The following is a 22,047-nucleotide window of genomic DNA, read 5'->3' on the forward strand; positions in this document are numbered from 1 at the left end:
TCAGGCGGCGTCGGTCCCGAGGGTGCCGAGGTACAGGCCGATGACCTTCGGGTCGTTCAGCAGCTCCCGCCCGGTGCCCTCGTAGGCGTCCTTGCCCTGGTCGAGCACGTAGCCGCGGTCGCAGATCTGCAGGCACCGGCGGGCGTTCTGCTCGACCATGATCGTCGTGACGCCCGCCTTGTTGATGTCGGAGACGCGGATGAAGGCGTCGTCCTGCCGCACGGGGGAGAGGCCGGCGGACGGCTCGTCCAGCAGCAGGACCGACGGGTCCATCATGAGCGCGCGCGACATGGCCACCATCTGCCGCTCGCCGCCGGAGAGCGAGCCGGCACGCTGCTTCAGACGCTTGCCGATCTCGGCGAAGATGCTGCTGACGAACTCGAGCCGCTCCGCGAAGATCTTCGGGTTCTGGTAGAGGCCCATCTCCAGGTTCTCCTGGATGGTGAGCGACGGGAACACGTTGTTCGTCTGCGGTACGAAGGCCACACCGCGGCGCACGAGCTTGTCGGCCTTGAGGCCCACGATGCTCTCGCCCTTGACGGTGATGTCGCCCTCGCGGATGTTCACCATGCCGAAGATCGCCTTGAGGAGCGTCGACTTCCCGGCGCCGTTCGGGCCGATGATGCCGATGAGCTCACCCTGGCGGGCGACGAGGTTCGCGCCGTTGAGGATGTTCACTCCCGGCAGGTAGCCGGCGTGCACGTCCTTGAGCTCGACGACGACATCGTCGGGCCGGGCGGCGCTTTCGGCGGGGGTTGCGGTGCTCATGCCTTGTCCTCCTCGGCGGCGTCCTCGGCCTCGACCTCGGCCTCGACCTCCGTCTCGATCTGCTCGCGGATGCGCTCCGCATCGGCGTCGGAGATCACCGGGAGACGGCCGGTGACAGCACCGAGATCCACGTCCTGATGGGCACCGAGGTAGGCGTCCACGACCGCGGGGTCCTCCATGACGGTCTCCGGCGGTCCCTCGGCCACCACGCGCCCCTCGGCCATCACGACCACCCAGTCGGCGATGTGACGCACCATGTGCATGTCGTGCTCCACGAAGAGCACCGTCATGCCGAGGTCCTTGAGGTCGAGGATGTGATCGAGGAGCGACTGGGTGAGGGCGGGGTTCACCCCGGCCATCGGCTCGTCGAGCATGACGAGGCTCGGGTCGCTCATGAGGGCCCTGGCCATCTCCAGCAGCTTGCGCTGACCACCGGAGAGCGACGCCGCGAAGTCCTGCTCCTTGGCGTCGAGCTTGAAGCGCACGAGGAGCTCGTGGGCGCGCTGCTCGATCTCCTGCTCCTGCTTGCGCCAGAGGAAGGGGAACAGGCCTGCCCAGAAGCCCTCGCCGCGCTGGTCCTTCGCGCCGAGCTTCATGTTCTCCAGCACGGTCAGCAGCGACAGCGACTTGGTGAGCTGGAAGGTGCGCACCTGTCCCATGCGGGCGACCTTGAACGACGGGATGCCGGACAGGTTCTTGCCGTCGTAGGACCACGTGCCGCTGTTGGGCTTGTCGAAGCCGCACAGGAGGTTGAACAGCGTGGTCTTGCCGGCGCCGTTGGGGCCGATGAGCGCCGTGATGGCGCCGCGCGGGATCTCGAGGTGGTCGACATCGACCGCGGTGAGGCCGCCGAAGCGCCGCTGCACGGCGTCCACGACGAGGATCGGGTCGACCTTCTTGACTCCGGGGGCGGCGGGACCCGCGGCGAGGCCGGTGGTCTTCGCGCGGGGAGCGCTCTTCGCGGGCGTGACGGCCGCGTCGTTCTCACTTGACAAAGGTCATCTCCCTCTTGTTCCCCAGGATGCCCTGCGGGCGGAACACGACGATGAGCATCAGCACGATGCCGATGAGGATGTAGCGCACGACGTCGGCCTGAGCGCTCGTCATGGGCAGGTAGCCGGCCGTGGCCATCGCGGGGAGGAGCGCGCCGAGGAAGGCGAACACCACCCAGAACAGGACGGCGCCGAGCGTCGGGCCGAACACCGTGGCCGCGCCGCCGAGGAGCAGGATCGTCCACAGGAAGAACGTCAGCGATGTCGAGTAGCTGCCGGGGATGACCGCCGAGGGCAGGACGAAGACGATTCCGCCCAGGGCGCCGATCACGCCACCCACCACGAGCGCTTGCATCTTGTAGGCGAAGACGTTCTTGCCGAGTGAGCGCACGGCGTCCTCGTCCTCGCGGATGCCCTTGAGCACGCGGCCCCACGGGCTGCGCATGAGCGCCCAGACCACGAGGATCGTCAGAGCGAGGGTGAGCAGACCGAACACCCGCACCCAGAGGTCGTTGGCGTTGTAGGTCCACGGGCCGAAGCCGTACGTCCCCGGCGGGAACGGGTTCGCGTCGCGGAAGCTCTGGTGGTAGCCGGAGAGACCGCCGGCGGAGTTCGTCCAGTCCTTGAAGAGCTCGGTGACGAACATCAGGCGCACGACCTCCGCGGCCGCGATGGTCGCGATCGCGAGGTAGTCGGCGCGGAGCCGCAGGGTCGGGATGCCCAGCAGCAGGGCGAAGAGCGCGCCGCCGGTGATGCCGACGAGCACGCCCAGCCACCACGGGAAGCCGAAGGTGAGGATCGAGATCGCGTAGCCGTAGCCGCCGATCGCCATGAACGCCGCCATGCCGAAGTTGAGCAGACCCGTGTAGCCGAAGTGCACCGCGAGGCCCGTGGCCGCGAGGGCGTAGGCGATCGTCGTCGGGCTGAACAGATAGGAGGCGGTGTTGCCGAAGATGCTTCCGAAGTCCATGCGTCAGCCCAACCTTTCCTTGCGTCCGAGGATGCCCTGCGGTCGCACGAGCAGGATGATGATCAGCGCGACGAGGGCGCTGGCGTACTTGAGGTCGGTCGGCACCCCGAGCAGCGTCGAGACCTCGACGGCGAGGCCGACGATGATCGAGCCGATCAGCGCCCCGATCGCGGAGCCGAGCCCGCCGAGCGTGATGGCGCAGAACATCAGCAGCAGCATCTGCATGCCCATGTCCCACTTCACACCGGGTCGGAAGTACGCCCAGAGGATGCCGGAGATCGCCGCCAGCGTGCCGGCCAGGATCCAGACGATGCGGATGACCTTGTCCACGTCGATGCCGGAGGCGGCGGCGAGCTGCGGATTGTCGGAGATCGCCCTCGTCGCCTTGCCCGTGCGGGTGCGGGTGAGGAAGAACGCGACGCCGAGGATCACGATGATGCTCGTCGCCATGCCGATCATGTCGATGTACGACAGGGAGATCGGACCCAGGCGGATCGGCTCCGGACTCGCGCCGGGCAGCTGGTAGGTGTTGCCGCCGATGATGTACTGCAGGCCGTAGCGCAGGGCCAGCGAGAGGCCGATGCTGACGATCATGAGCTGGACGACGCCCAGACCGCGGCGCCGCAGCGGCTTCCAGATGCCGGCGTCCAGCGCCCAGCCGAGTGCGGCGCCGCCGGTGACCGCGGCGATGATCCCGGCCCACAGCGGGAGCTGCCAGAAGGAGGTGACGACGAGGGTGATCACCGCGCCCCACGTCACCATCTCGCCGTGCGCGAAGTTAGACAGCCGGGTGGTGCCGTAGATGAGCGCGGCGCCCATCGAGGCGAGCCCGAGCAGGAGCCCGAAGTTCAGGCCGCCCACCATGCGCGACAGGAGCTGATCGAGGAAGGAGACGGTCACCCGCTCGCCCTCGCCGAGGAAGAGGTTCACGATCTTCGTCCCGGTGAGCCCGAACTCCAGCTCGAACGAGGCGGTCGTGCCCGAGACGGGCTGGATCCCCTCGGGGAGCTGCGTCGCGTCGACGATCACGCCGTCCGGCAGCGTGGACTCGTCCACCGTGAGGGTGTACGTCTCCTTCTCCGGCACGTAGAGGCGCCACTTGCCCTCGGCATCGGTCTCGGTCTCGGCGTCGAAGCCGTTGCCCTCGATCGTCATCACGACGCCCTCGACGGGCTCGTCGCCGTTGGTGACGACCCCGGCGAAGTAGAAGTCGGTGACCTCCTGCCCGTCGTCCGTGGTCTCGGCGGAGGCCGCTGAGGGAGGGAGCAGGAGCGATGCCGCGAGCGCCATCAGGATTCCGAAGAAGGCGAAGGCCCAAGGGCGCTTTCGCGGTCCGGCGAGTGCTGTGGGTCCCACGCAACCTCCACTGTGAGTGCTGTCTCCGCGGGCTCGGGTCGAACCGCGGGGATGGACGACGCACTTGAGCGTAATGGGCGATCGGCGAATCACCTATCGTCTGGGCCAACGGTCCGGTAACGACAGGGCCCTGGGAATGTTCTCGGGCGTGTCTCGCTTAGAATCTCCATACGGGTCACGCCCGCGCACCGGCCGACGTCGACCACCCACTCGCACCCGGATCCGCGCCACTCGCGCAGGAGGAGATTCCATGGACCAGCACGATCCCTTCGGCTTCGTCGGACTGACCTACGATGACGTGCTGCTGCTCCCCGGGCACACCGACGTCATCCCCAGTGAGGCCGACACGTCGTCCCGGATCACCCGACGGATCTCCGTCGCGACGCCGCTGCTCTCCAGCGCGATGGACACGGTGACCGAATCCCGCATGGCGATCGCCATGGCCCGGGAGGGCGGCATCGGCATCCTGCACCGCAACCTCTCGATCGCCGACCAGGCCGCGCACGTCGACCGCGTGAAGCGCAGCGAGTCCGGCATGATCACCGACCCGATCACCACCACGCAGGACGCGACGGTGGAGGAGGTGGACGCGCTGTGCGCCAAGTACCGGATCTCCGGTCTCCCGGTCGTGGACGACGAGGGCCGCCTGGTGGGCATCATCACGAACCGGGACATGCGCTTCGTCTCCGGCTTCGAGCGTCAGAGCACGTTTGTCAAGGACGTCATGACGAGGGAGAACCTCGTCACCGCCCCGGTGGGAGTCGCGGCGGGCGAGGTCATCGCGCTGTTCGCGAAGCACCGCGTCGAGAAGCTTCCCCTCATCGATGAGGACGGCAAGCTCGCCGGACTCATCACCATCAAGGACTTCGACAAGAGCGAGAAGTACCCGCTCGCCACGAAGGACGACCAGGGCCGCCTGCGGGTGGGCGCGGCGATCGGCTTCTTCGGCGACGCGTGGGAGCGCGCCGAGGCCCTCCGCGACGCCGGCGTGGACGTGCTCGTCGTCGACACCGCCAACGGGCAGTCGCAGGGCGTGATCGACCTCGTCAAGCGCCTCAAGGCCGACGAGTCGTTCGCGCACATCGACGTGATCGGCGGCAACGTCGCCACCCGCGAGGGCGCGCAGGCGCTGGTGGACGCGGGCGTGGACGCGGTCAAGGTGGGCGTGGGCCCCGGCTCGATCTGCACCACCCGCGTGGTCGCCGGTGTCGGTGTGCCGCAGGTCACGGCCGTCTACGAGGCCTCGCTCGCGGCGCGTCCGGCGGGCGTCCCCGTGATCGCCGACGGCGGCCTGCAGTACTCGGGCGACATCGCCAAGGCGCTCGTCGCCGGTGCCGACGCCGTGATGCTCGGCTCGCTGCTCGCCGGCACGGACGAGTCGCCGGGCGAGATCGTCTTCCAGTCGGGCAAGCAGTTCAAGCAGTACCGCGGGATGGGCTCGCTCGGCGCCATGCAGACGCGTGGCAAGCAGACGTCCTACTCGAAGGACCGCTACTTCCAGGCCGACGTGCCGAGCGACGACAAGCTGATCCCGGAGGGCATCGAGGGCCAGGTCCCCTACCGCGGCCCGCTTTCCGCCGTCGCCTACCAGCTCGTCGGCGGCCTGCGGCAGTCGATGTTCTACGTCGGCGCCCGCACCATCGAGGAGCTCAAGCAGCGCGGCAAGTTCGTGCGCATCACCTCGGCCGGGCTCAAGGAGTCCCACCCGCACGACGTGCAGATCGTCGTCGAGGCGCCGAACTACAAGAAGTGATGGCGACCCCCGGTCGGGGGACGCACGAGGGGCCGGATGCGCTGCATCCGGCCCCTCGTCATCAGCGGTGCGGTCAGCCGCAGCGGTAGGTGACGCCGCCGACGTCCCAGACCCCGGGGCCGAGCTCGGCGCACGTCCCGATCACGCCGGCCAGCACGGTCGCCAGCAGGATGATGCCGATGATCGCGAAGATCGTCAGGACGGCGCCGACGATGATGCCGGCGATCGCGAGGCCCTTGGGAGCCTTCGCCTTGCCGAGCTGCACGGCGGCGATGATGCTGAGGATGAGGCCGACCGGCGGCAGCAGGAACGCCAGCACGAGGCCGATGATCGACAGCACCCGCCCCGGGGGCGACGTCGGCACGTCCTGCGCGTAGGGGGTGCCGGGCGGGGGAGCAGAGGCGGCGGGATACGGCGAGGGCGTGCTGCCGGGCGGCGGCGGGTTGTACGGCGGCGGGGCGTCGGGCGGCGGTGTATCGGTCATGATCTCTCCTCGGTTCCGGTCCGTAGCCCAGAGCGTAGCGACGGCGGAGCGGGCATGCCATCCCCCTTCCGAGACCTCGGCGCCGCGCGTACGGTGCCGGTATGTGCCGAAACATCGTGCCTCTGAACAACCTCGAGCCCGCGGCCACGGACGAGGAGTGCCGCGAAGCCGCGCTCCAGTTCGTCCGCAAGATCTCCGGGACGACGGCGCCGTCGCGGGCGAACCGCGAGGTCTTCGATCGCGCGGTGGCCGAGATCGCCGTGGCTACACGGCGGCTGCTCGACGATCTCGTGACCTCGGCACCGCCCAAGAACCGCGAGGAGCAGGCGGCGAAGAGGCGGGCGCGATCGGCGGAGCGGTACGAGGCGATCCGGCTCTACCAGGAGGAGAAGCGGGCGGCACGCGCGGGCTGAAGCGCTGCGGGCCGGGGGTGGAGCCCTGTGCCAGAATCGACGTACCCCGCTCGACTTTCCCTGCGGCCCGGTGATGAAGGCACCGCGGCCGCACCGCCGAATCCCCTCGGCAGGGAATCTCCCCAAGGAGAGCTGTACATGGCTGAGGTCCCCCCTCGCATCCTCGTCGTCGACGACGACCACGACGTCGCCCTGCTCGTGAAGACCGTCCTGGAACGGCGCGCCGGCTGCGTCGTCGATCTCGCCGACGACGGCCGATCGGCCCTCGAGAAGGCCGCGGCGGTGAAACCCGACGTCGTCGTCACCGACATCGAGATGCCGGGGCTCAGCGGTCTGGAGCTGCTCGCGGAGCTGCGGCGCCTCATGCCGACCGTGCCGGTCATCGTGATGACGGCGCACGTCTCGGTCGAGTACGCGGTGTCCGCGCTCCGGGCGCAGGCCGACGAGTTCCTCACCAAGCCGCTCGACAACGCCCGGCTCGTGGAGTCGGTCACCCGGCTCGTCGAGGAGTCCCGGCGCCGGAAGGCGGAGGCCAGGACCGGCGAGGTCGTCCTCGCGATCGGGGCGCACCCGGACGACGTCGAGATCGGCGTCGGCGGCATCCTCGCCGCGCATGCGGCCGCTGGCGACCGGATCACGATCCTCACGCTGTCCCGGGGCGCTCGCGGCGGCGACGCGGACAGCCGTCAGCACGAGTCGCTCGCCGCGGCCGAGCAGGTGGGCGCCCGGCTGTTCGTGAAAGACCTCGTCGACACCGAGATCTCGGGCGGCGGGTCGACCGTCCGCCTCATCGAGGAGGTCGTGCAGGAGATCCAGCCGACCATCGTCTACACACACTCGCACCACGACCGCCACCAGGATCACCGCGCGGTGAACGAGGCGACGATCGTCGCGACCCGCCGCGTCGGGACGGTCGCGTGCTACCAGAGCCCGTCCGCGACCATCGACTACCGCCCCACGCGCTTCGTCCGCATCGACCGCTTCCTGGACGACAAGCTGCGGCTGCTGGAGTGCTTCCAGTCCCAGGCCGCCGCGAACCGGGACTACCTCGCTCCGGAGTTCGTCACGGCCACCGCCCGCTACTGGTCGCGGTTCGGCGGCGGCGTGGCGGTCGAGCCGCTGGAGGTCGTGCGCGAGACCGCCGAGTTCATCGGCGCCCATGAACTGACCCGACGGGAGAGCTGATGACGAAGCGCGTACTGGTCACCGGAGCCGGGGGTCCCGCCGGGGTCGCGGTGATCCGCTCCCTGCTGCGACGGTCCGATCTGACGGTCTTCGCGGCCGACATGGACGGCTGGGCGAGCGGTATCTACCTCGTCCCGCCGGCGCAGCGTCGTCTGGTCCCTCCCGGGCGGGACGCGGACTTCGTGCCGGCGATCGCGCGGATGGTCGCGGAGGACGGTCTCGACCTCGTGATCTCGACGGTCGACGTGGAGCTGATCGCGCTCGCGGACCGCCGGGACGAGCTGGCCCCCGCGGTCCTCGCCGCGCCGCCCGCCGACACGCTGCACACCGCCCTCGACAAGCTCGACCTCGCGGAGCGCTGCGCGCCGACCGGTCGCGTGCCGCGCACCGTGCTCGCCGGCCCGGATGCCGCGGAGGTCGCGTGGGAGTTCCCCGTGTTCGCCAAGCCCCGGCAGGGGGCGGGCAGCCGCGGTGTGCGCCTCGTCCCCGATGCGGAGGCGCTCGCCGCCCTGCCCACGGATGAGGGCCTGATCGTGCAGGACTTCCTCCCGGGCGAGGAGTACTCGGTAGATGTGATCGCCGACGCCTCCGGTGGCGTGGTCGCCGCGGTGCCGCGCACCCGTGCCCGCGTGGACTCCGGCGTCGCGATCGCCGGCCGCACCCTCCGCGACCCCGAGCTCGAGGAGACCGCCGCCGCCATCGCGCGGGCGATCGGCCTCGTCGGCGTCGCCAACGTGCAGCTCCGCCGCGATCGGGACGGGCGGGCCGTGCTGCTCGAGGTCAACCCGCGCTTCCCCGGGGCGCTCCCGCTGACGATCGCCGCCGGGGTCGACATCCCGTCGCTCGTCGCCGACCTCTTCCTCGGCCGGGAGATCCCGGTGCAGGTCCCCTTCCGTGAGGTCGCCTCCGTGCGCTTCCTGGAGGACGTGATCGTCGAGGTCGACGACGTGCTCGTGTCGGCGCACGCCGGTCACCAGGAGGAGCTGTGAGTCATCCGGCCCTGCGCGGAGACCACCACGTCCACTCCACGTTCTCCGACGACGCGGTCTCCACCCTGGAGGAGAACGTCGCCGCGGCTGCGGCCGTCGGTCTCGACACCGTCCGTCTCGTCGACCATGTGCGGCAGACCACGACCTGGGTGCCGGAGTACCTCGCCGCCGTCCGCGGCCTGCTCGTCCCGGACGGATTGACGGTGCTCACCGGCGTCGAGGCGAAGATCCTCGACGCCTCGGGCGCGCTCGACATCCCGGCGCTTCCGGCGGGCATCGACCGGATCCTCATCGCCGATCATCAGTTCCCCGGCGTGGACGGGCCGCTCGGACCCACCGCAGTCCGCGAGCGCATCGCCGCGAGCTGGTCGCAGGCCGACGTCCTCGACCAGTTCGTGGACGCCGTCATCGCCACCATGCGCCGCCATCCGGGCAACCAGCTCGCGCACTGCTTCTCGATCCTGCCGAAGATCGGTCTCGCGGAGGAGGACCTCGGGGACGAGCGCCTCGGCGCGTGGGCGCGAGCCGCCGCGGAGACGGACACGCTCGTCGAGGTCAACGAGAAGTGGGTGTGCCCCGGCGCGGAGGCGCTGAACGCCCTGGAGCGCGCGGGTGCCGACATCGTGGCCTCCACCGACAGCCACGTGGCCGCAGACGTCGGCCGGTACTCCCGCATCGTCCCGCTGCTCACCGGGACGGAAGGACGCTGATGCCCGAACTGACCTGGATCGAGACGGTCGTCGTCGTCATCCTCCTGCTCTGCGTGCTGATCGGCACGCTCCCGGTCGTCAACACCGGTCTGCAGTTCCTCATGCTGCCGCTGCACGCCTTCCGCAATCACTACGGCAAGGCCGCTCCGTACCACCCGAACGTGGCCGTGGTCATCCCGGCATGGAACGAAGGGCTCGTCATCGGCCCCGCGATCGAGCGGCTGCTCCAGCTCGAGTACCCCGCCGAGCGCCTCCGGGTGTTCGTCGTCGACGATGCGTCCACGGACGACACCCCGGCGATCGTGCAGCAGAAGGCGGCGACCTATCCGGGGCGGGTCGTGCACCTGCGGCGCGAGAAGGGCGGCGAAGGCAAGGCGCACACGCTGAACCATGGCCTCGACGTCGTGCTCGCCGACCCGTGGACCGAAGCGGTGCTCATCATGGACGCCGACGTGATCTTCGCGCGGGACTCCCTGCGCAAGCTCACCCGGCACCTCGCGGACGAGGAGGTCGGGGCCGTCACGGCCTACATCGCGGAGGGCAGCAGGGACCGCAACTACCTCACCCGGTTCATCGCGATCGAGTACGTCATCGGCCAGCTCTCGGCACGGCGCACGCAGAACGTCGGGGGCGCGATCGCCTGCCTCGCCGGGGGCGCCCAGCTGCATTCCCGCGCGAACCTCGAGGCGATCGGCGGACGCATCCCGACGGGCACGCTCGCCGAGGACACCATGACGACTTTCGAGAGTCAGCTCCACGGCCGCCGGATGGTGTTCGAGCCGCACGCCGTGGTGCTCGCCGAGGAGCCGCGGACGATCGACAGTCTGTGGAAGCAGCGGCTGCGCTGGGCGCGCGGCAACGTGCAGCTCACCTCGATCTACAAGAAGCTCTGGTTCCGTCCGAGCCGCGACCACAACCTGGGCAGCATCCCCTTCGGGTTGGCCTGGTTCACGATCCTGCTGATGCCGGCGCTCCTGCTCCTCGCCGCCACCGCGATGATCGTCCTCCTGCTCCTGCACAGCGACGTCGCGGAGTTCGTCTTCCGGTTCATGTGGATCGCCGCGGCGGCCATCTACATCTTCTCGATGCTCTACTCCGTGCAGCTCGATCCGCGCATCGGGCGGCAGTCCTGGCGCGAGGCGATCATGTTCCCGGGCCTCGGGGCGCTCATCCTCATGGCTCTGGCGCTGTTCCCGTGGGCGCTGGACGGCCTGATCGGCGCTGCCGGGCAGGAACCGACCGAGCAGACGCACGTGCTGTGGCTGCTGGCCTTCGCCCTGTGGGGGCCGGTGTCGATGCTCGGCATCTGGCTCGCGCGGGCCGTCGAGCCCTTGCCGGGCGGCCGCTTCTTCGCAGGGCTGCTGCTCTACATCTGCGGCTACGGATCGCTGCTGTGCGCGATCACCGCCGACTCGTACCTCAAGGAGTGGCGTCGCGCGGACGCCTCCTGGATCAAGACCGAGAAGATCGGACGGGTCGACTCATGACCGACGCACCATCGCACGACGCCGAGGTGGAGGAGATCGCGGCCGACGCCCGGAAGGAGCGCCGCCTCATCCCGCAGGCGCTCATCTCCCTCGCCGTCGTGGTCGTGATCGTGGTCGTCCGAGAGCTGCTCCTGCGATGACCGGACGGCCGCTCGCCCTGATCGTCGAGGATGCTCCGGATCAGGCGACCCTCCTGGGGCGGTACCTCGACAGGGAGGGCTTCGACGTGTTCGTCGCGCCCGATGCGGAGTCTGCCATCGCCGCCTTCCCGGACATCGATCCCCAGGTCGCCGTCCTGGACCTGCTGCTCCCCGGCATCTCCGGGCAGACCTGCTGCCGCCTGATCCACGAACGCTATCCGGAGTGCTTCCTCATCGTCAGCTCGGTGCTGGACGTCGCGGAGTACCCGCCGGCGGACGCGGCCCTGCCGAAGCCAATCACCGGGGCCGACCTGCATCGCGCTGTGGAACGGGTCCCACGATGAGGGCGACACCGCTGGAGCGCGCCGAGAACCGCTGGTACCGGGTCGTCGACAACCCGAACCCGATCGTCAAGCAGATCCCGACGCTCGTTGCCGCCGCGATCGCAGGCGTGATGACCTGGGCCATCCCCAGCCTGCCGTTCACCGATATCACCCTCGCCCTGGCCGGCCTGGCGATCGTCCTCGTCGCGACGCTCCACGCCGGAGTGCTCAGCGCGTTGCACATCCGGGAGGGCTGGATCGTGCTCCTGGTCCCGATGGTCGACATCCTGGGACTGGGGCTCTTCCGCGCGGGGACGGGAGGCGCGGCCTCGCTCTTCAGCTCGCTCGTGCTGCTCCCCGTGATCTGGATCGCGGCGGCGCCCGGCATCCGCTGGGTCTTCGTCGTCGGCGCGTTCACGTCGCTCGCGCTGCTGATCCCCTACGTCATCGAACCGCCGACGAACGCGGTCGTGTGGCTCCGCGGCGTCGTCGGCCCTCTCGTCTTCGCGGCTGTCGCGGCCGTGGTGAACGAGCTCTCGCGGCAGCAGCGCCTGCGGGTGCAGCAGGCGGAGGAGCTGGTCACGGAGCGGACCAAGGCGCTGTCCGAGAACGTCTCGATGATCGTGCAGCTGCGACAGAAGGAGCACGAGTACCGCGTGCTGCTCGACTCGTTCGAGGGCCTGTGGGCGTCGATCACCGCGCAGGCCGTGATCGGCACCGATCGCGAGGGGCGCGTCACGGCGTGGAACCCCGGGGCCGTCCGCCTGCTCGGGCTCTCTCATGACGAGGCTCTCGACGACGTGCGCGTCGACCGCTTCTTCTCGTCGTCGGCATTGGTCATGCTGGCCGAGGACACCGCCGCGCGCGAAGGGGACGCGGGGGCGGCGAGCGATCCGACCGCGCGCACCGGCGTCTCGGACGGCCTCTGCGAGCTCTTCGCCCAGGCGGACGCCGGGCATACCGTCGACGGAGACATCGAGGTCAGGACCGCGGGCGGTACGACGGTACCCGCCCGGGTGACCGTGACGCCGCACAAGGATCCGTCCGGCGCGCAGCAGGGCTACCTGTTCGTGCTCACCGATGAGACGAGAGCCGTCGAGGTCGCGCGCATGAAGGACGAGTTCGTGGGGATGATCTCCCATGAGCTGCGGACGCCGCTGAGCGCGATCATCGGCTTCCTCGACCTGCTGCAGAACGATCCGGGTCAGCCGCTGACGGAGGATCAGCAGGAGTTCGTCGGCATCATCGAGCGCAACGCGAAGCGCCTGCTGAACCTCGTCGGCGACCTGCTCTTCACGGCGCAGGTGGAGTCGGGGCGCTTCCCCCTGGAACGAGACGAGGCGGACGTCGCGGCGCTCGTGCGTTCGGCCGTGGCCTCGGCGGGACCGCACGCGCAGCGCGAGGGGATCGAGCTGGACCTGCAGGTCGGCGACGAGCCGATCCCGCTGCTCGTCGATCCCGGACGCCTCGGGCAGGCGGTGGACAACCTCCTCTCGAACGCCATCAAGTTCACCCCGCGCGGGGGTCGCGTGACGGCCGCCGTGCGTCGCCTCGACGGCGGAGTGCAGGTCGCCGTCGCCGACACCGGGGTCGGGATCCCGCAGGACGAGCAGCGCATGCTCTTCACCCGGTTCTTCCGGGCCTCGACGGCCACGCGCAACGCCGTGCCGGGGGTGGGGCTGGGGCTCACGATCACGCGCGCGATCGTGCTGGCCCACGGCGGATCGATGGACGTGACCAGCGCGGAGGGGGTGGGCACCGAGTTCCGGTTCTTCCTCCCGGCGGCTCCCAAGACCGAGGTGCTGCAGACGCTCAGCCGCGCGGACTGATAGCCTGGTCGGCTCGCTGTCCGCGGGCGGAAGGACGGCCACGCCTGTGGGGTACATCGACGCATCCGGGATATCGCTGACGCTTCCCGATGGCAGACCGCTTCTCGACGAGGTGTCGTTCCGTGTCGGGGCGGGCTCGACGAGTGCTCTCATCGGACCGAACGGTGCCGGGAAGACGACGCTGCTGCGGATCATCCGCGGTGAGCAGCCGGCCGACGACGGGGTGGTGACCATCGACGGCGGCCTCGGCGTCATGGACCAGTTCGTCGGTCACGGCGAGCCGGGCCAGACCGTGCACGAGCTGCTCGTGCGGGTGGCTCCGACGCGCCTCCGTGGCGCCGCGGAAGCGCTGGAGACCGCGGAGAACGCCCTCATCGATCGCGACGAGCACGACACCCAGATGGCCTACGCCTCCGCGATCGCCGAGTACGCGGACGCCGGCGGCTACGAGCACGAGACGGTGTGGGATCAGTGCACCGTGGCCGCACTCGGCGTGCCGTTCGAGCGGGCGCGCCACCGCGAGCTCACCTCCCTCTCCGGCGGCGAGCAGAAACGGCTCGCCCTGGAGGCGCTGCTCCGCGGCCCGGACGAGGTGCTCCTGCTCGACGAGCCGGACAACTACCTCGACGTGCCGACCAAGCGGTGGCTCGAGGAGCGCCTGCGCGCCACCGACAAGACGGTGCTGCTGGTCTCGCACGACCGCGAGCTCCTCGCCAGGGCCGCCGATCGGCTGATCACGCTGGAGCCCGGCGCGGCGGGATCGACGGCGTGGGTGCACGGCGGGAGCTTCGCCACCTATCACCAGGCGCGCAGCGATCGGATGGACCGGCTCGACGAGCTGCGCCGGCGATGGGACGAGCAGCACGAGAAGCTCCGCGTCCTCGTCGCGAACCTGAAGGTCAAGGCATCCGCCAACGACGGCTTCGCGTCCCGCTACCAGGCGGCGCAGACGCGGCTGCGGAAGTTCGAGGAGGCGGGCCCGCCGGAGGAGCGGCCCCCGGCGCAGGAGTTCGACATGCGCCTCCGCGGCGCGAGGACCGGCAAGCGGGCCGTCGTCGCGGACCGGCTGGAGCTGACCGGCCTCATGCGTCCGTTCGACACCGAGATCTGGTACGGCGACCGGGTCGGCGTCCTGGGCTCGAACGGCTCGGGCAAGTCGCACTTCCTGCGGCTGCTGGCCCGCGGCGGCACCGACCCGGATCCGTCTCTGGGGCACGTGACCGCGGTCGCGGAGGAGCTCAGCCCCGTCGCGCACACCGGTCGTGCGGTGCTCGGCGCCCGCGTGGTACCGGGACTCTTCGCGCAGACCCATGCGCATCCGGAGTTCGTCGGCCGCACGCTGCTGGAGATCCTGCACCGGGGAGACGACCTCCGCGACGGCATGCCCCGCGACGCGGCGAGCTCGGCTCTGGACAGGTACGGCCTCGTCCGCCAGGCCCAGCAGCCGTTCGAATCGCTCTCCGGGGGACAGCAGGCGCGGTTCCAGGTGCTCCTGCTCGAGCTGTCCGGCGCGACCCTGCTCCTCCTCGACGAGCCCACCGACAACCTCGACCTGGAGTCGGCCGAGGCGCTGGAGGAGGCGCTCGGACGCTTCGAGGGCACCGTGGTGGCGGTCACGCACGACCGGTGGTTCGCGCGCTCCTTCGACCGGTTCCTCGTGTTCGGCACGGACGGCGAGGTCTACGAGTCCGATGAGCCGGTGTGGGACGAGCGGCGGGTGGCGCGTGCGCGCTGACGGCCGCGGCGGCCGCCGGGCGCCGGGTAGGCTGGACGGGTGACCATGGAGATCGAGCTCGGCCGAGGAAAGCGCGCGCGTCGCGCGTACACGTTCGACGACATCGCGGTGGTGCCCTCGCGGCGCACGCGCAACCCGGAGGACGTGTCCACCGCGTGGACGATCGACGCCTTCGGCTTCGAGATCCCGGTGCTCGGTGCGCCGATGGACTCGGTCGTCAGCCCGCGCACCGCGATCATGCTCGGGCAGCTCGGCGGTCTGGGGGTGCTCGACCTGGAGGGGCTTTGGACCCGCTACGAGGACCCGGAGCCGCTGCTCGCCGAGATCGCGGGCCTCGCGGAGGACCGCGCGACCGTGCGCATGCAGGAGCTCTACTCCGAGCCCATCAAGCCCGAGCTCATCACCCGCCGCCTCGCCGAGATCCGGGAGGCGGGCGTCACCGTCGCCGGATCCCTCACCCCGCAGCGCACGCAGGAGTTCTACGACACGGTCGCCGCGGCCGGGGTCGACCTGTTCGTCATCCGGGGGACGACCGTCTCCGCGGAGCACGTGTCGAGCGTGGCGGAGCCGCTGAACCTCAAGAAGTTCATCTACGACCTCGATGTGCCGGTGATCGTCGGCGGAGCGGCGACCTACACGGCGGCCCTGCACCTCATGCGCACCGGCGCCGCCGGCGTGCTCGTGGGCTTCGGCGGCGGAGCCGCATCGACCACCCGCGCCACCCTCGGCATCCACGCGCCCATGGCGACGGCGGTGTCCGATGTGGCCGCGGCGCGGCGCGACTACCTCGACGAATCGGGTGGACGCTACGTGCACGTGATCGCCGACGGCGGCGTCGGCACCTCGGGTGACATCGTGAAGGCGCTCGCCATGGGCGCCGACGCGGTCATGCTCGGTGTCGCCCTGGCCCGTGCCACGGACGCCCCCGGCCAGGGGTTCCACTGGGGTCCCGAGGCGCACCACCCCAAGCTCCCGCGCGGACGACGCGTCGAGGTGGGCGGCATCGGCACGCTGGAGGAGATCCTCTACGGCCCCGCGCCCGTCGCCGACGGCACCGCGAACCTCATCGGCGCGCTGCGCAAGTCGATGGCCACCACCGGATACTCCGACCTCAAGGAGTTCCAGCGGGTGGAGGTCGTGCTGGCCCCGTACGAGGCCTGAGGTCTCCGCATCACCGTGACCGCTCCTGCTCTGTTCCCGCCGACCCTCCGTGAGGTCATGCTGCGGGGACGCTGGATCGCGATGCTGCTGCTGTGTCTCGTCGTCGCCGGGGTGTTCGCCTGGCTCGGTCAGTGGCAGCTGGAGCGGGCGATCGAGACCGATCCTCCGGCGCCGGGGGCTACCGAGCAGGTCCGACCGCTCGATGACGTCGTCGCGCCGGGGGAGTACCTCCCCGAGCCTCTCGTCGGGCAGCGCGTGGAGACCGAGGGCGCCTGGGTCCCCGGTGACTTCCTCGTCGTGGGCAGCCGCTTCAACGACGGCGCCGAGGGGTACTGGGTCACCGGTCAGCTCCGCGTCGACGAGCGTGTGTCGTTGGCGGTGGCGATCGGCTGGGCACCGGATCGCGAGGCCGCCGATGCCGCGGTGGAGCGCCTCGAAGCCGAGGCGGACGGCGGCGTGGTCCCCGTCGCCGGTCGCATCATCTCGGATGAGGGGCCGGCGGTGCCTCCACGCTCGGATCCGGAGCAGATGGACCGGATGTCGCCGGCCGCTCTCCTGAGCCGCTGGCACGACACCGAGCAGCTCGACGTCTACCGTCCCTACCTGGCCGCCACGACCGCGACCGCGGGACTCGTCGACATCGCCTCCCCCGCGCCTGACGAGCAGTCGCCGGTCAACTGGCTCAACGTGTTCTACGCCGCCGAGTGGGTCATCTTCGCCGGCTTCGCGTTCTACCTCTGGTACCGCCTGGCGAAGGATGCCTGGGAGCGCGAGGTGGAGGAGTTCGAGGACGCCGAGGGGGCAGCGGCCCTCTGAGCGCTGTTGCGCATCCGCGCGGCGGACGCTGCGCTTCTGCGCGCCGAGAGGGCTCCGTGTGAACCTTCGTCAGGGGGTGTCGCGGCCATTCGGTGAGCGCTCGATGACCAATGGGAAAACTCCGTTGAGGATGTCCGAACCGCTCCGTAAGCTCGCTCCATGTGCGCACGCTGGGAGTTCCCGATGTGTGCGATGACAGCGTCCTGAACAGCGCCGGAACACGATCGAGGAGACAGCACCGATGATGTCCGCTCCTGAGCACGGGGAGACCCTGACCCCCGTCTCGCACCGCAGAATCCGAGGGCGCGTGGGCGCTCTCGCCGCGACGTGCGTCGCCGCCCTGAGCCTCGGCTCGCTGGTGGCCGCGCCCGCGTCGGCGAACACCGAGGGCACCGGGGTGGTGATCAACGAGGCCTACCTGTCCGGAGGCAGCGCGGGGGCGGCGTTCACGAACAAGTTCGTGGAGCTGTACAACCCGACGACGGCGCCCGTCACCCTCGACGGCCTGTCCCTGCAGTACCGCTCCGCGGCGGGGACCGGCGCCTTCAACGGCGTCGCGCCGCTGAAGGGCACGATCCCCGCGGGGGGTTACTTCCTTGTGCAGGGGAACAGCAACGGCACCAACGGTGCTGCGCTGCCCACGCCCGATGCCACCACCACCCTGAGCCCGAGCGGCACCAACGGCACCCTGGCGCTCGTCGAGGGCACCGCAGCGGTGACGCTCACCCCCGGGTCGACGGTGGGCGTGGACGGCGTGATCGATCTCCTGGGCTACGGCAGCTCGAACACCTTCGAGACGGCTGCCGCCGCCGCCCCCTCGAGCAACACCGACGTCCGCTCGCTGAACCGCACCGCGGGTGCCGACAAGGACGACAACAAGGCGGACTTCGCGCTGTCGGCGACCATCACCCCGCAGAACTCCGGCGGCACCGACCCCGGCACCGACCCGGGCGAGGAGCCGGGGACGGAGCCCACGACCGCCACGATCGCTGAGGTCCAGGGCACCGGCGACGTCTCGCCGCTCGCCGGACAGCGCGTCCGCGTCGAGGGCGTCGTCACCGCCGACCATCGCACCGGCGGCTACAAGGGCATCGTGATCCAGACGCAGGGCTCGGGTGGCGACGACGACGCGACCCCCGGCGCCTCGGACGGGGTGTTCGTCTTCCTGAACGCGCTCGCGCCCACGCTCGAGATCGGCGACCTCGTCTCGGTGACCGGCACCGTGAGCGAGTACTTCGGACAGACCCAGATCGCTCCCGCCGCGGTCGCCGACGTCTCGGTCGTCACGGCCGGTGTGGGCGTGCCCGCCCTCACACCGCTCCCCGACACCGTGCGCGGTGCCGACCGCGAGCAGTACGAGAACATGTACGTCGCCCCGACCGGCACGTACCGGCTCGCGTCGAGCCACCAGCTCTACAACTACGGGGCGCTGTGGCTGAACGCCGGCGACGACCTCAACGTCAAGAGCACCGAGACCACGCGTCCCGGGGCCGACGCCGCCGCCATCGCGGCCGAGAACCGCGCCAACCGCATCCTGCTCGACGACGCCTGGTCCATCCAGGTGACCAACAACGGCCACCCGGGCCAGCAGCCGTACTTCACGGAGGACACGGTGGTCCGCAACGGCGACACCGTCGACTTCGGGTCCAACGGCTACGTGCTCCAGTGGGGCTTCGACGACTGGCGGCTGCAGCCGGTCGTCCCGATCGACGACGCCTCCCCGGCGGAGCGCAAGGTCACCTTCGAGGCGACCAACCCGCGTCCCGAGAAGGCCCCGGAGGTGGGCGGTGACGCGCAGGTGGCGTCGTTCAACGTCTACAACTACTTCACGACGCTGAAGAGCGAGAACGCCGACGCCCGCGGCGCGGCGAACGCCGCCCAGTTCGCGATCCAGAAGTCCAAGATCGTCTCGGCCATCAACGGCCTCGACGCCGAGATCGTGGCGCTCATGGAGATCGAGAACTCGGTCAAGCTGGGCAAGCCCGTCGACACCGCCCTGAAGGACCTCGTCGGCGGTCTCAACGCCGACGCGGGCTCCGACGTGTGGGACTACGTCCGCACGCCGAAGGCCCTGCAGGACCCGGCGACGACGGACTACATCACCAACGCGATCATCTTCAAGAAGGACGCCGTGAGCACGGTGGGCGACAGCGCCACCGTCACCGACGAGTCCGTGTGGGGCAACGCCCGCGAGCCGATCGCGCAGGCGTTCGACATCGACGGCCGCGTCGTCACCGTCGTCGCCAACCACCTGAAGTCGAAGTCCCCGCCGCAGGGCGCCGGCGCGGAACCCGCCGACGGCCAGGGCTTCTTCAACGCCGACCGGGTGAAGCAGGCGCAGGCCATCCTCGCCTTCACGGACGAGCTGGCCGAGAGCAGCGGCAGCAGCGACATGCTGCTGATCGGCGACTTCAACGCCTACGGACAGGAAGACCCGATCGACGTGTTCACGTCGCAGGGGTGGAGCGACCTGGCCGCCGACAAGGCCGCAGGGCAGTACACGTACACGTTCGACGGGGAGCTCGGCTCGCTCGACCACGTGATCGCGTCGCCGTCGCTCGTCCCCTCGATCACGGGCGCCGGTGTGTGGGGCATCAACTCGCCGGAGTGGAGCGACCGCGGATACGCGTTCGGCGCCACCGAGGAGGGCACCCCGTACCGGTCCAGCGACCACGACCCGATCATCGTCGGCGTCTCCTCGGAGATCCCGCCGGTGAACATCGACGTCGTGACGGTGAACGACTTCCACGGCCGTATCGAGGCGGACGGGGCCGCGGCGGGTGCCGCGGTGCTCGCGGGCGCGGTGCAGCAGTTCCGCGCGGCGAACCCGAACACGATCTTCGCCGGAGCCGGCGACCTGATCGGGGCGTCGACGTTCACCTCGTTCATCAACGATGACAACCCCACGATCGACGCGCTCAACGCCGCCGGTCTGGACGTGAGCGCTGCGGGCAACCACGAGTTCGACCAGGGCTGGGAAGACCTGCGCGACCGGGTGCAGGAGCGTGCGGACTGGGAGTACATCTCCTCGAACGTGTTCCTCACCGAGACCGGTGAGCCCGCGCTCGCCCCGGCCTGGGTCAAGGAGCTCGACGGGGTGCGCGTGGGCTTCGTGGGCGCCGTCACGGAAGACCTCGACTCGCTCGTCTCGCCTGAAGGCATCGCGGATCTCGAGGTGCGCAGCATCGTCGACTCCGTGAATGCCGTGGCCGACGACCTGCGCGACGGTGACCCCGCGAACGGCGAGGCGGACGTCGTCATCCTGCTCGTGCACGAGGGCGCGGAGAGCACCGCGCTGTCCGCGATCACCGAGGACTCGCCGCTGGGCGAGATCGTCTACGGTGTCGACGACGACGTGGATGCGATCGTCTCGGCGCACACGCACCTCGCCTACAACCACGTCATCGACGGCCGGCCGGTCGTCTCGGCGGGGCAGTACGGCGAGAACCTCGGCCTCATGAACATCCAGGTCGACCCGAAGACGAAGGAGCTGCTCTCGATCACCAACGAGATCAAGCCCCTCACGTCCGCAGGCAAGCCGCTGTACCCGGCGGTGCCGGAGGTGCAGGCCATCGTCGACAAGGCGAAGGCGGAGGCCGACGTGCTGGGTGCCGTGAAGGTGGGCGACATCACCGCCGACTTCAACCGCGCGCGGCAGTCCAACGGCTCGGAGAACCGCGGTGGCGAGTCCACCATCGGCAACTTCGTCGCCGACGTGCAGAAGTGGTCCACGGGTGCGGACATCGCGCTCATGAACCCGGGTGGCATCCGTGCCAACCTGACCTACGCGTCGAGCAACGCCGAGGATCCCGACGGCAACGTCACCTACCGGGAGGCGGCGACCGTCCAGCCGTTCGCCAACACCCTGGTCACGCTGACCCTCACCGGGACGCAGCTGAAGGGCGTGCTGGAGGAGCAGTGGCAGCCGGCCGGATCGGCGCGACCGTTCCTCAAGCTCGGCGTCTCGGAGGGTCTGGTCTACACCTACGATCCGACGGCGGCCGCGGGTTCGCGGATCACCTCGATCACGCTGAACGGCACCGCGATCGACCCGAATGGGGAGTACACGGTGGCGGCGAACTCCTTCCTCGCGGCGGGCGGCGACAACTTCGCCACCTTCAAGGAGGGGGCGGGCAAGCGGGACACCGGCAAGATCGACCTCCAGTCCATGGTCGACTGGTTCGACGCGAACAAGACGGCCTCGCCGGACCTCGCCCAGCGCGCGGTCGGTGTGACCGTGAGCCCGGCGGACGCCGACGGCTACCGCGCGGGCGACCAGGTGACGGTGTCGCTCTCCTCGCTGGCGTTCAGCGGTGGCGAGGCGGCCCCGGGAGCGGTCACGCTGTCGCTCGGCGACACCCAGCTCGCGGCCGGCACGGTCGACCCGACCATCGTGGACACCTTCGACGAGGGTGGCCGCGCCACCCTCACCTTCACGGTGCCGTCCGGGGTGTTCGGCGAGCAGCAGCTCACGGTCGAGGTCCCGGCGACGGGCACGACGGTGCAGGTGCCGTTCACGATCGCCGGCGAGGAGGAGTTCGCGGGGACCATCGCGCTCGGCTCCTCGAAGGTGGCCGCAGGCAAGAAGCTCGACGTCACGGGCAAGGGATACCAGCCCGGGGAGACGGTCACGGTCGAGCTCCGGCCGAAGAAGGGCCAGGGCGTCCAGGTGGGCACGGTGCAGGTCCGGCAGGACGGCACGTTCAGCACCTCGGTGACGGTGCCGAAGAACGCCCAGCCCGGGAAGTACACCGTCGCGGTGGCGCAGGCGGACGGGGACGAGGCCACGGCCTCCGTCACCGTCAACCGCGCCGGCGGCATCGGCGGGATCATCAAGGACATCGTCGACTGGCTGTGGGACCTCCTGACCGGATGGTTCTGATGCCGATCGGTGGATGACGAGGCGGAGGCCGTCGGGGCGACCCGGCGGCCTCCG

General features: G+C 70.2%; 18 protein-coding genes. 13 read left to right on the top strand and 5 right to left on the bottom strand.

What is annotated here, in order from left to right:
* The 4 genes from DW296_RS13955 to DW296_RS13970 are packed head-to-tail and all read right to left on the bottom strand — an operon-like array spanning position 1 to position 4,020.
* On the bottom strand, positions 1–768 hold the full coding sequence (locus DW296_RS13955) for an ABC transporter ATP-binding protein (protein ID WP_136052701.1): 768 nt from the start codon (positions 766–768) through the stop codon (positions 1–3).
* Positions 765–1,763, bottom strand: coding sequence for an ABC transporter ATP-binding protein (locus DW296_RS13960; protein ID WP_060923109.1), 999 nt, complete (start codon positions 1,761–1,763; stop codon positions 765–767). Before DW296_RS13960 ends, DW296_RS13955 begins: the two co-directional genes overlap by 4 nt.
* A complete protein-coding gene (locus DW296_RS13965) occupies positions 1,753–2,730 on the bottom strand; it encodes a branched-chain amino acid ABC transporter permease (RefSeq protein WP_025103732.1) in 978 nt (325 codons plus the stop codon). Before DW296_RS13965 ends, DW296_RS13960 begins: the two co-directional genes overlap by 11 nt.
* A gap of 3 nt (positions 2,731–2,733) precedes the next feature.
* Positions 2,734–4,020, bottom strand: a complete 1,287-nt coding sequence (locus tag DW296_RS13970; protein WP_136052744.1) for a branched-chain amino acid ABC transporter permease — start codon at positions 4,018–4,020, stop codon at positions 2,734–2,736.
* A gap of 316 nt (positions 4,021–4,336) precedes the next feature.
* On the opposite strand from DW296_RS13970, the gene guaB reads away from it, so the two are divergent.
* The gene (gene guaB, locus DW296_RS13975) at positions 4,337–5,839 is read left to right on the top strand and encodes an IMP dehydrogenase (protein ID WP_025103734.1); all 1,503 of its coding nucleotides are present in this window, start codon (positions 4,337–4,339) and stop codon (positions 5,837–5,839) included.
* 73 nt (positions 5,840–5,912) lie between these two features.
* Here the strand turns inward: guaB and DW296_RS13980 are convergent, their stop codons facing one another.
* Positions 5,913–6,323: a hypothetical protein gene (locus tag DW296_RS13980; protein ID WP_136052702.1), complete on the bottom strand. Its 411-nt coding sequence runs from the start codon at positions 6,321–6,323 to the stop codon at positions 5,913–5,915.
* Between the two features lie 101 nt (positions 6,324–6,424).
* Here DW296_RS13980 and DW296_RS13985 point away from each other — a divergent pair, with 101 nt between their 5' ends.
* The 12 genes from DW296_RS13985 to DW296_RS14035 all read left to right on the top strand — a co-directional run bounded on the left by DW296_RS13985 (position 6,425) and on the right by DW296_RS14035 (position 21,993).
* Entirely contained in the window at positions 6,425–6,736 is a 312-nt protein-coding gene (locus DW296_RS13985; RefSeq protein ID WP_025103736.1) for a DUF2277 domain-containing protein, read from the top strand.
* Positions 6,737–6,874: 138 nt separating this feature from the next.
* Positions 6,875–7,921 (top strand): response regulator, encoded by a 1,047-nt coding sequence (locus DW296_RS13990; protein WP_136052703.1) that lies wholly within the window; start codon positions 6,875–6,877, stop codon positions 7,919–7,921.
* Positions 7,921–8,910 carry an ATP-grasp domain-containing protein gene (locus DW296_RS13995; protein ID WP_136052704.1) on the top strand — a complete coding sequence of 330 codons (990 nt, stop codon included), beginning with the start codon at positions 7,921–7,923 and terminating at the stop codon, positions 8,908–8,910. Before DW296_RS13990 ends, DW296_RS13995 begins: the two co-directional genes overlap by 1 nt.
* Positions 8,907–9,620, top strand: a complete 714-nt coding sequence (locus DW296_RS14000) for a PHP domain-containing protein (protein WP_136052705.1) — start codon at positions 8,907–8,909, stop codon at positions 9,618–9,620. The genes DW296_RS13995 and DW296_RS14000 overlap by 4 nt, the downstream gene beginning before the upstream one ends.
* Positions 9,620–11,107 carry a glycosyltransferase family 2 protein gene (locus tag DW296_RS14005; RefSeq protein WP_136052706.1) on the top strand — a complete coding sequence of 496 codons (1,488 nt, stop codon included), beginning with the start codon at positions 9,620–9,622 and terminating at the stop codon, positions 11,105–11,107. The genes DW296_RS14000 and DW296_RS14005 overlap by 1 nt, the downstream gene beginning before the upstream one ends.
* Positions 11,104–11,247: a hypothetical protein gene (locus DW296_RS16530; protein ID WP_157524008.1), complete on the top strand. Its 144-nt coding sequence runs from the start codon at positions 11,104–11,106 to the stop codon at positions 11,245–11,247. The genes DW296_RS14005 and DW296_RS16530 overlap by 4 nt, the downstream gene beginning before the upstream one ends.
* Positions 11,244–11,591: a response regulator gene (locus DW296_RS14010; protein WP_136052707.1), complete on the top strand. Its 348-nt coding sequence runs from the start codon at positions 11,244–11,246 to the stop codon at positions 11,589–11,591. The genes DW296_RS16530 and DW296_RS14010 overlap by 4 nt, the downstream gene beginning before the upstream one ends.
* Positions 11,588–13,399: a PAS domain-containing sensor histidine kinase gene (locus tag DW296_RS14015; protein ID WP_136052708.1), complete on the top strand. Its 1,812-nt coding sequence runs from the start codon at positions 11,588–11,590 to the stop codon at positions 13,397–13,399. Before DW296_RS14010 ends, DW296_RS14015 begins: the two co-directional genes overlap by 4 nt.
* Before the next feature lie 46 nt (positions 13,400–13,445).
* Complete coding sequence (locus DW296_RS14020) at positions 13,446–15,134, top strand: ABC-F family ATP-binding cassette domain-containing protein (RefSeq protein ID WP_136052709.1); 1,689 nt, start codon at positions 13,446–13,448, stop codon at positions 15,132–15,134.
* Positions 15,135–15,179: 45 nt separating this feature from the next.
* Positions 15,180–16,295 carry a GuaB3 family IMP dehydrogenase-related protein gene (locus tag DW296_RS14025; RefSeq protein ID WP_025103746.1) on the top strand — a complete coding sequence of 372 codons (1,116 nt, stop codon included), beginning with the start codon at positions 15,180–15,182 and terminating at the stop codon, positions 16,293–16,295.
* Positions 16,296–16,352: 57 nt separating this feature from the next.
* Positions 16,353–17,111 carry an SURF1 family protein gene (locus tag DW296_RS14030; RefSeq protein ID WP_136052745.1) on the top strand — a complete coding sequence of 253 codons (759 nt, stop codon included), beginning with the start codon at positions 16,353–16,355 and terminating at the stop codon, positions 17,109–17,111.
* A 307-nt stretch (positions 17,112–17,418) separates the two neighbouring features.
* Positions 17,419–21,993, top strand: a complete 4,575-nt coding sequence (locus tag DW296_RS14035; protein WP_240743096.1) for an ExeM/NucH family extracellular endonuclease — start codon at positions 17,419–17,421, stop codon at positions 21,991–21,993.
* Positions 21,994–22,047: the final 54 nt, after the last annotated feature.

Origin of the sequence: Microbacterium sp. K36 (assembly GCF_004794355.1) — a bacterium.
Classification (GTDB): domain Bacteria; phylum Actinomycetota; class Actinomycetes; order Actinomycetales; family Microbacteriaceae; genus Microbacterium; species Microbacterium paraoxydans_D.

Bases quoted from the DNA above. Each gene is read 5' to 3' on its own strand.
- DW296_RS13955 (WP_136052701.1), bottom strand. From the start codon at position 768: ATGAGCACCGCAACCCCCGCCGAAAGCGCCGCCCGGCCCGACGATGTC.
- DW296_RS13965 (WP_025103732.1), bottom strand. From the start codon at position 2,730: ATGGACTTCGGAAGCATCTTCGGCAACACCGCCTCCTATCTGTTCAGC.
- DW296_RS13970 (WP_136052744.1), bottom strand. From the start codon at position 4,020: ATGGCGCTCGCGGCATCGCTCCTGCTCCCTCCCTCAGCGGCCTCCGCC.
- guaB (WP_025103734.1), top strand. From the start codon at position 4,337: ATGGACCAGCACGATCCCTTCGGCTTCGTCGGACTGACCTACGATGAC.
- DW296_RS13980 (WP_136052702.1), bottom strand. From the start codon at position 6,323: ATGACCGATACACCGCCGCCCGACGCCCCGCCGCCGTACAACCCGCCG.
- DW296_RS13985 (WP_025103736.1), top strand. From the start codon at position 6,425: ATGTGCCGAAACATCGTGCCTCTGAACAACCTCGAGCCCGCGGCCACG.
- DW296_RS13990 (WP_136052703.1), top strand. From the start codon at position 6,875: ATGGCTGAGGTCCCCCCTCGCATCCTCGTCGTCGACGACGACCACGAC.
- DW296_RS13995 (WP_136052704.1), top strand. From the start codon at position 7,921: ATGACGAAGCGCGTACTGGTCACCGGAGCCGGGGGTCCCGCCGGGGTC.
- DW296_RS14005 (WP_136052706.1), top strand. From the start codon at position 9,620: ATGCCCGAACTGACCTGGATCGAGACGGTCGTCGTCGTCATCCTCCTG.
- DW296_RS16530 (WP_157524008.1), top strand. From the start codon at position 11,104: ATGACCGACGCACCATCGCACGACGCCGAGGTGGAGGAGATCGCGGCC.
- DW296_RS14010 (WP_136052707.1), top strand. From the start codon at position 11,244: ATGACCGGACGGCCGCTCGCCCTGATCGTCGAGGATGCTCCGGATCAG.
- DW296_RS14015 (WP_136052708.1), top strand. From the start codon at position 11,588: ATGAGGGCGACACCGCTGGAGCGCGCCGAGAACCGCTGGTACCGGGTC.
- DW296_RS14025 (WP_025103746.1), top strand. From the start codon at position 15,180: ATGGAGATCGAGCTCGGCCGAGGAAAGCGCGCGCGTCGCGCGTACACG.
- DW296_RS14030 (WP_136052745.1), top strand. From the start codon at position 16,353: ATGCTGCGGGGACGCTGGATCGCGATGCTGCTGCTGTGTCTCGTCGTC.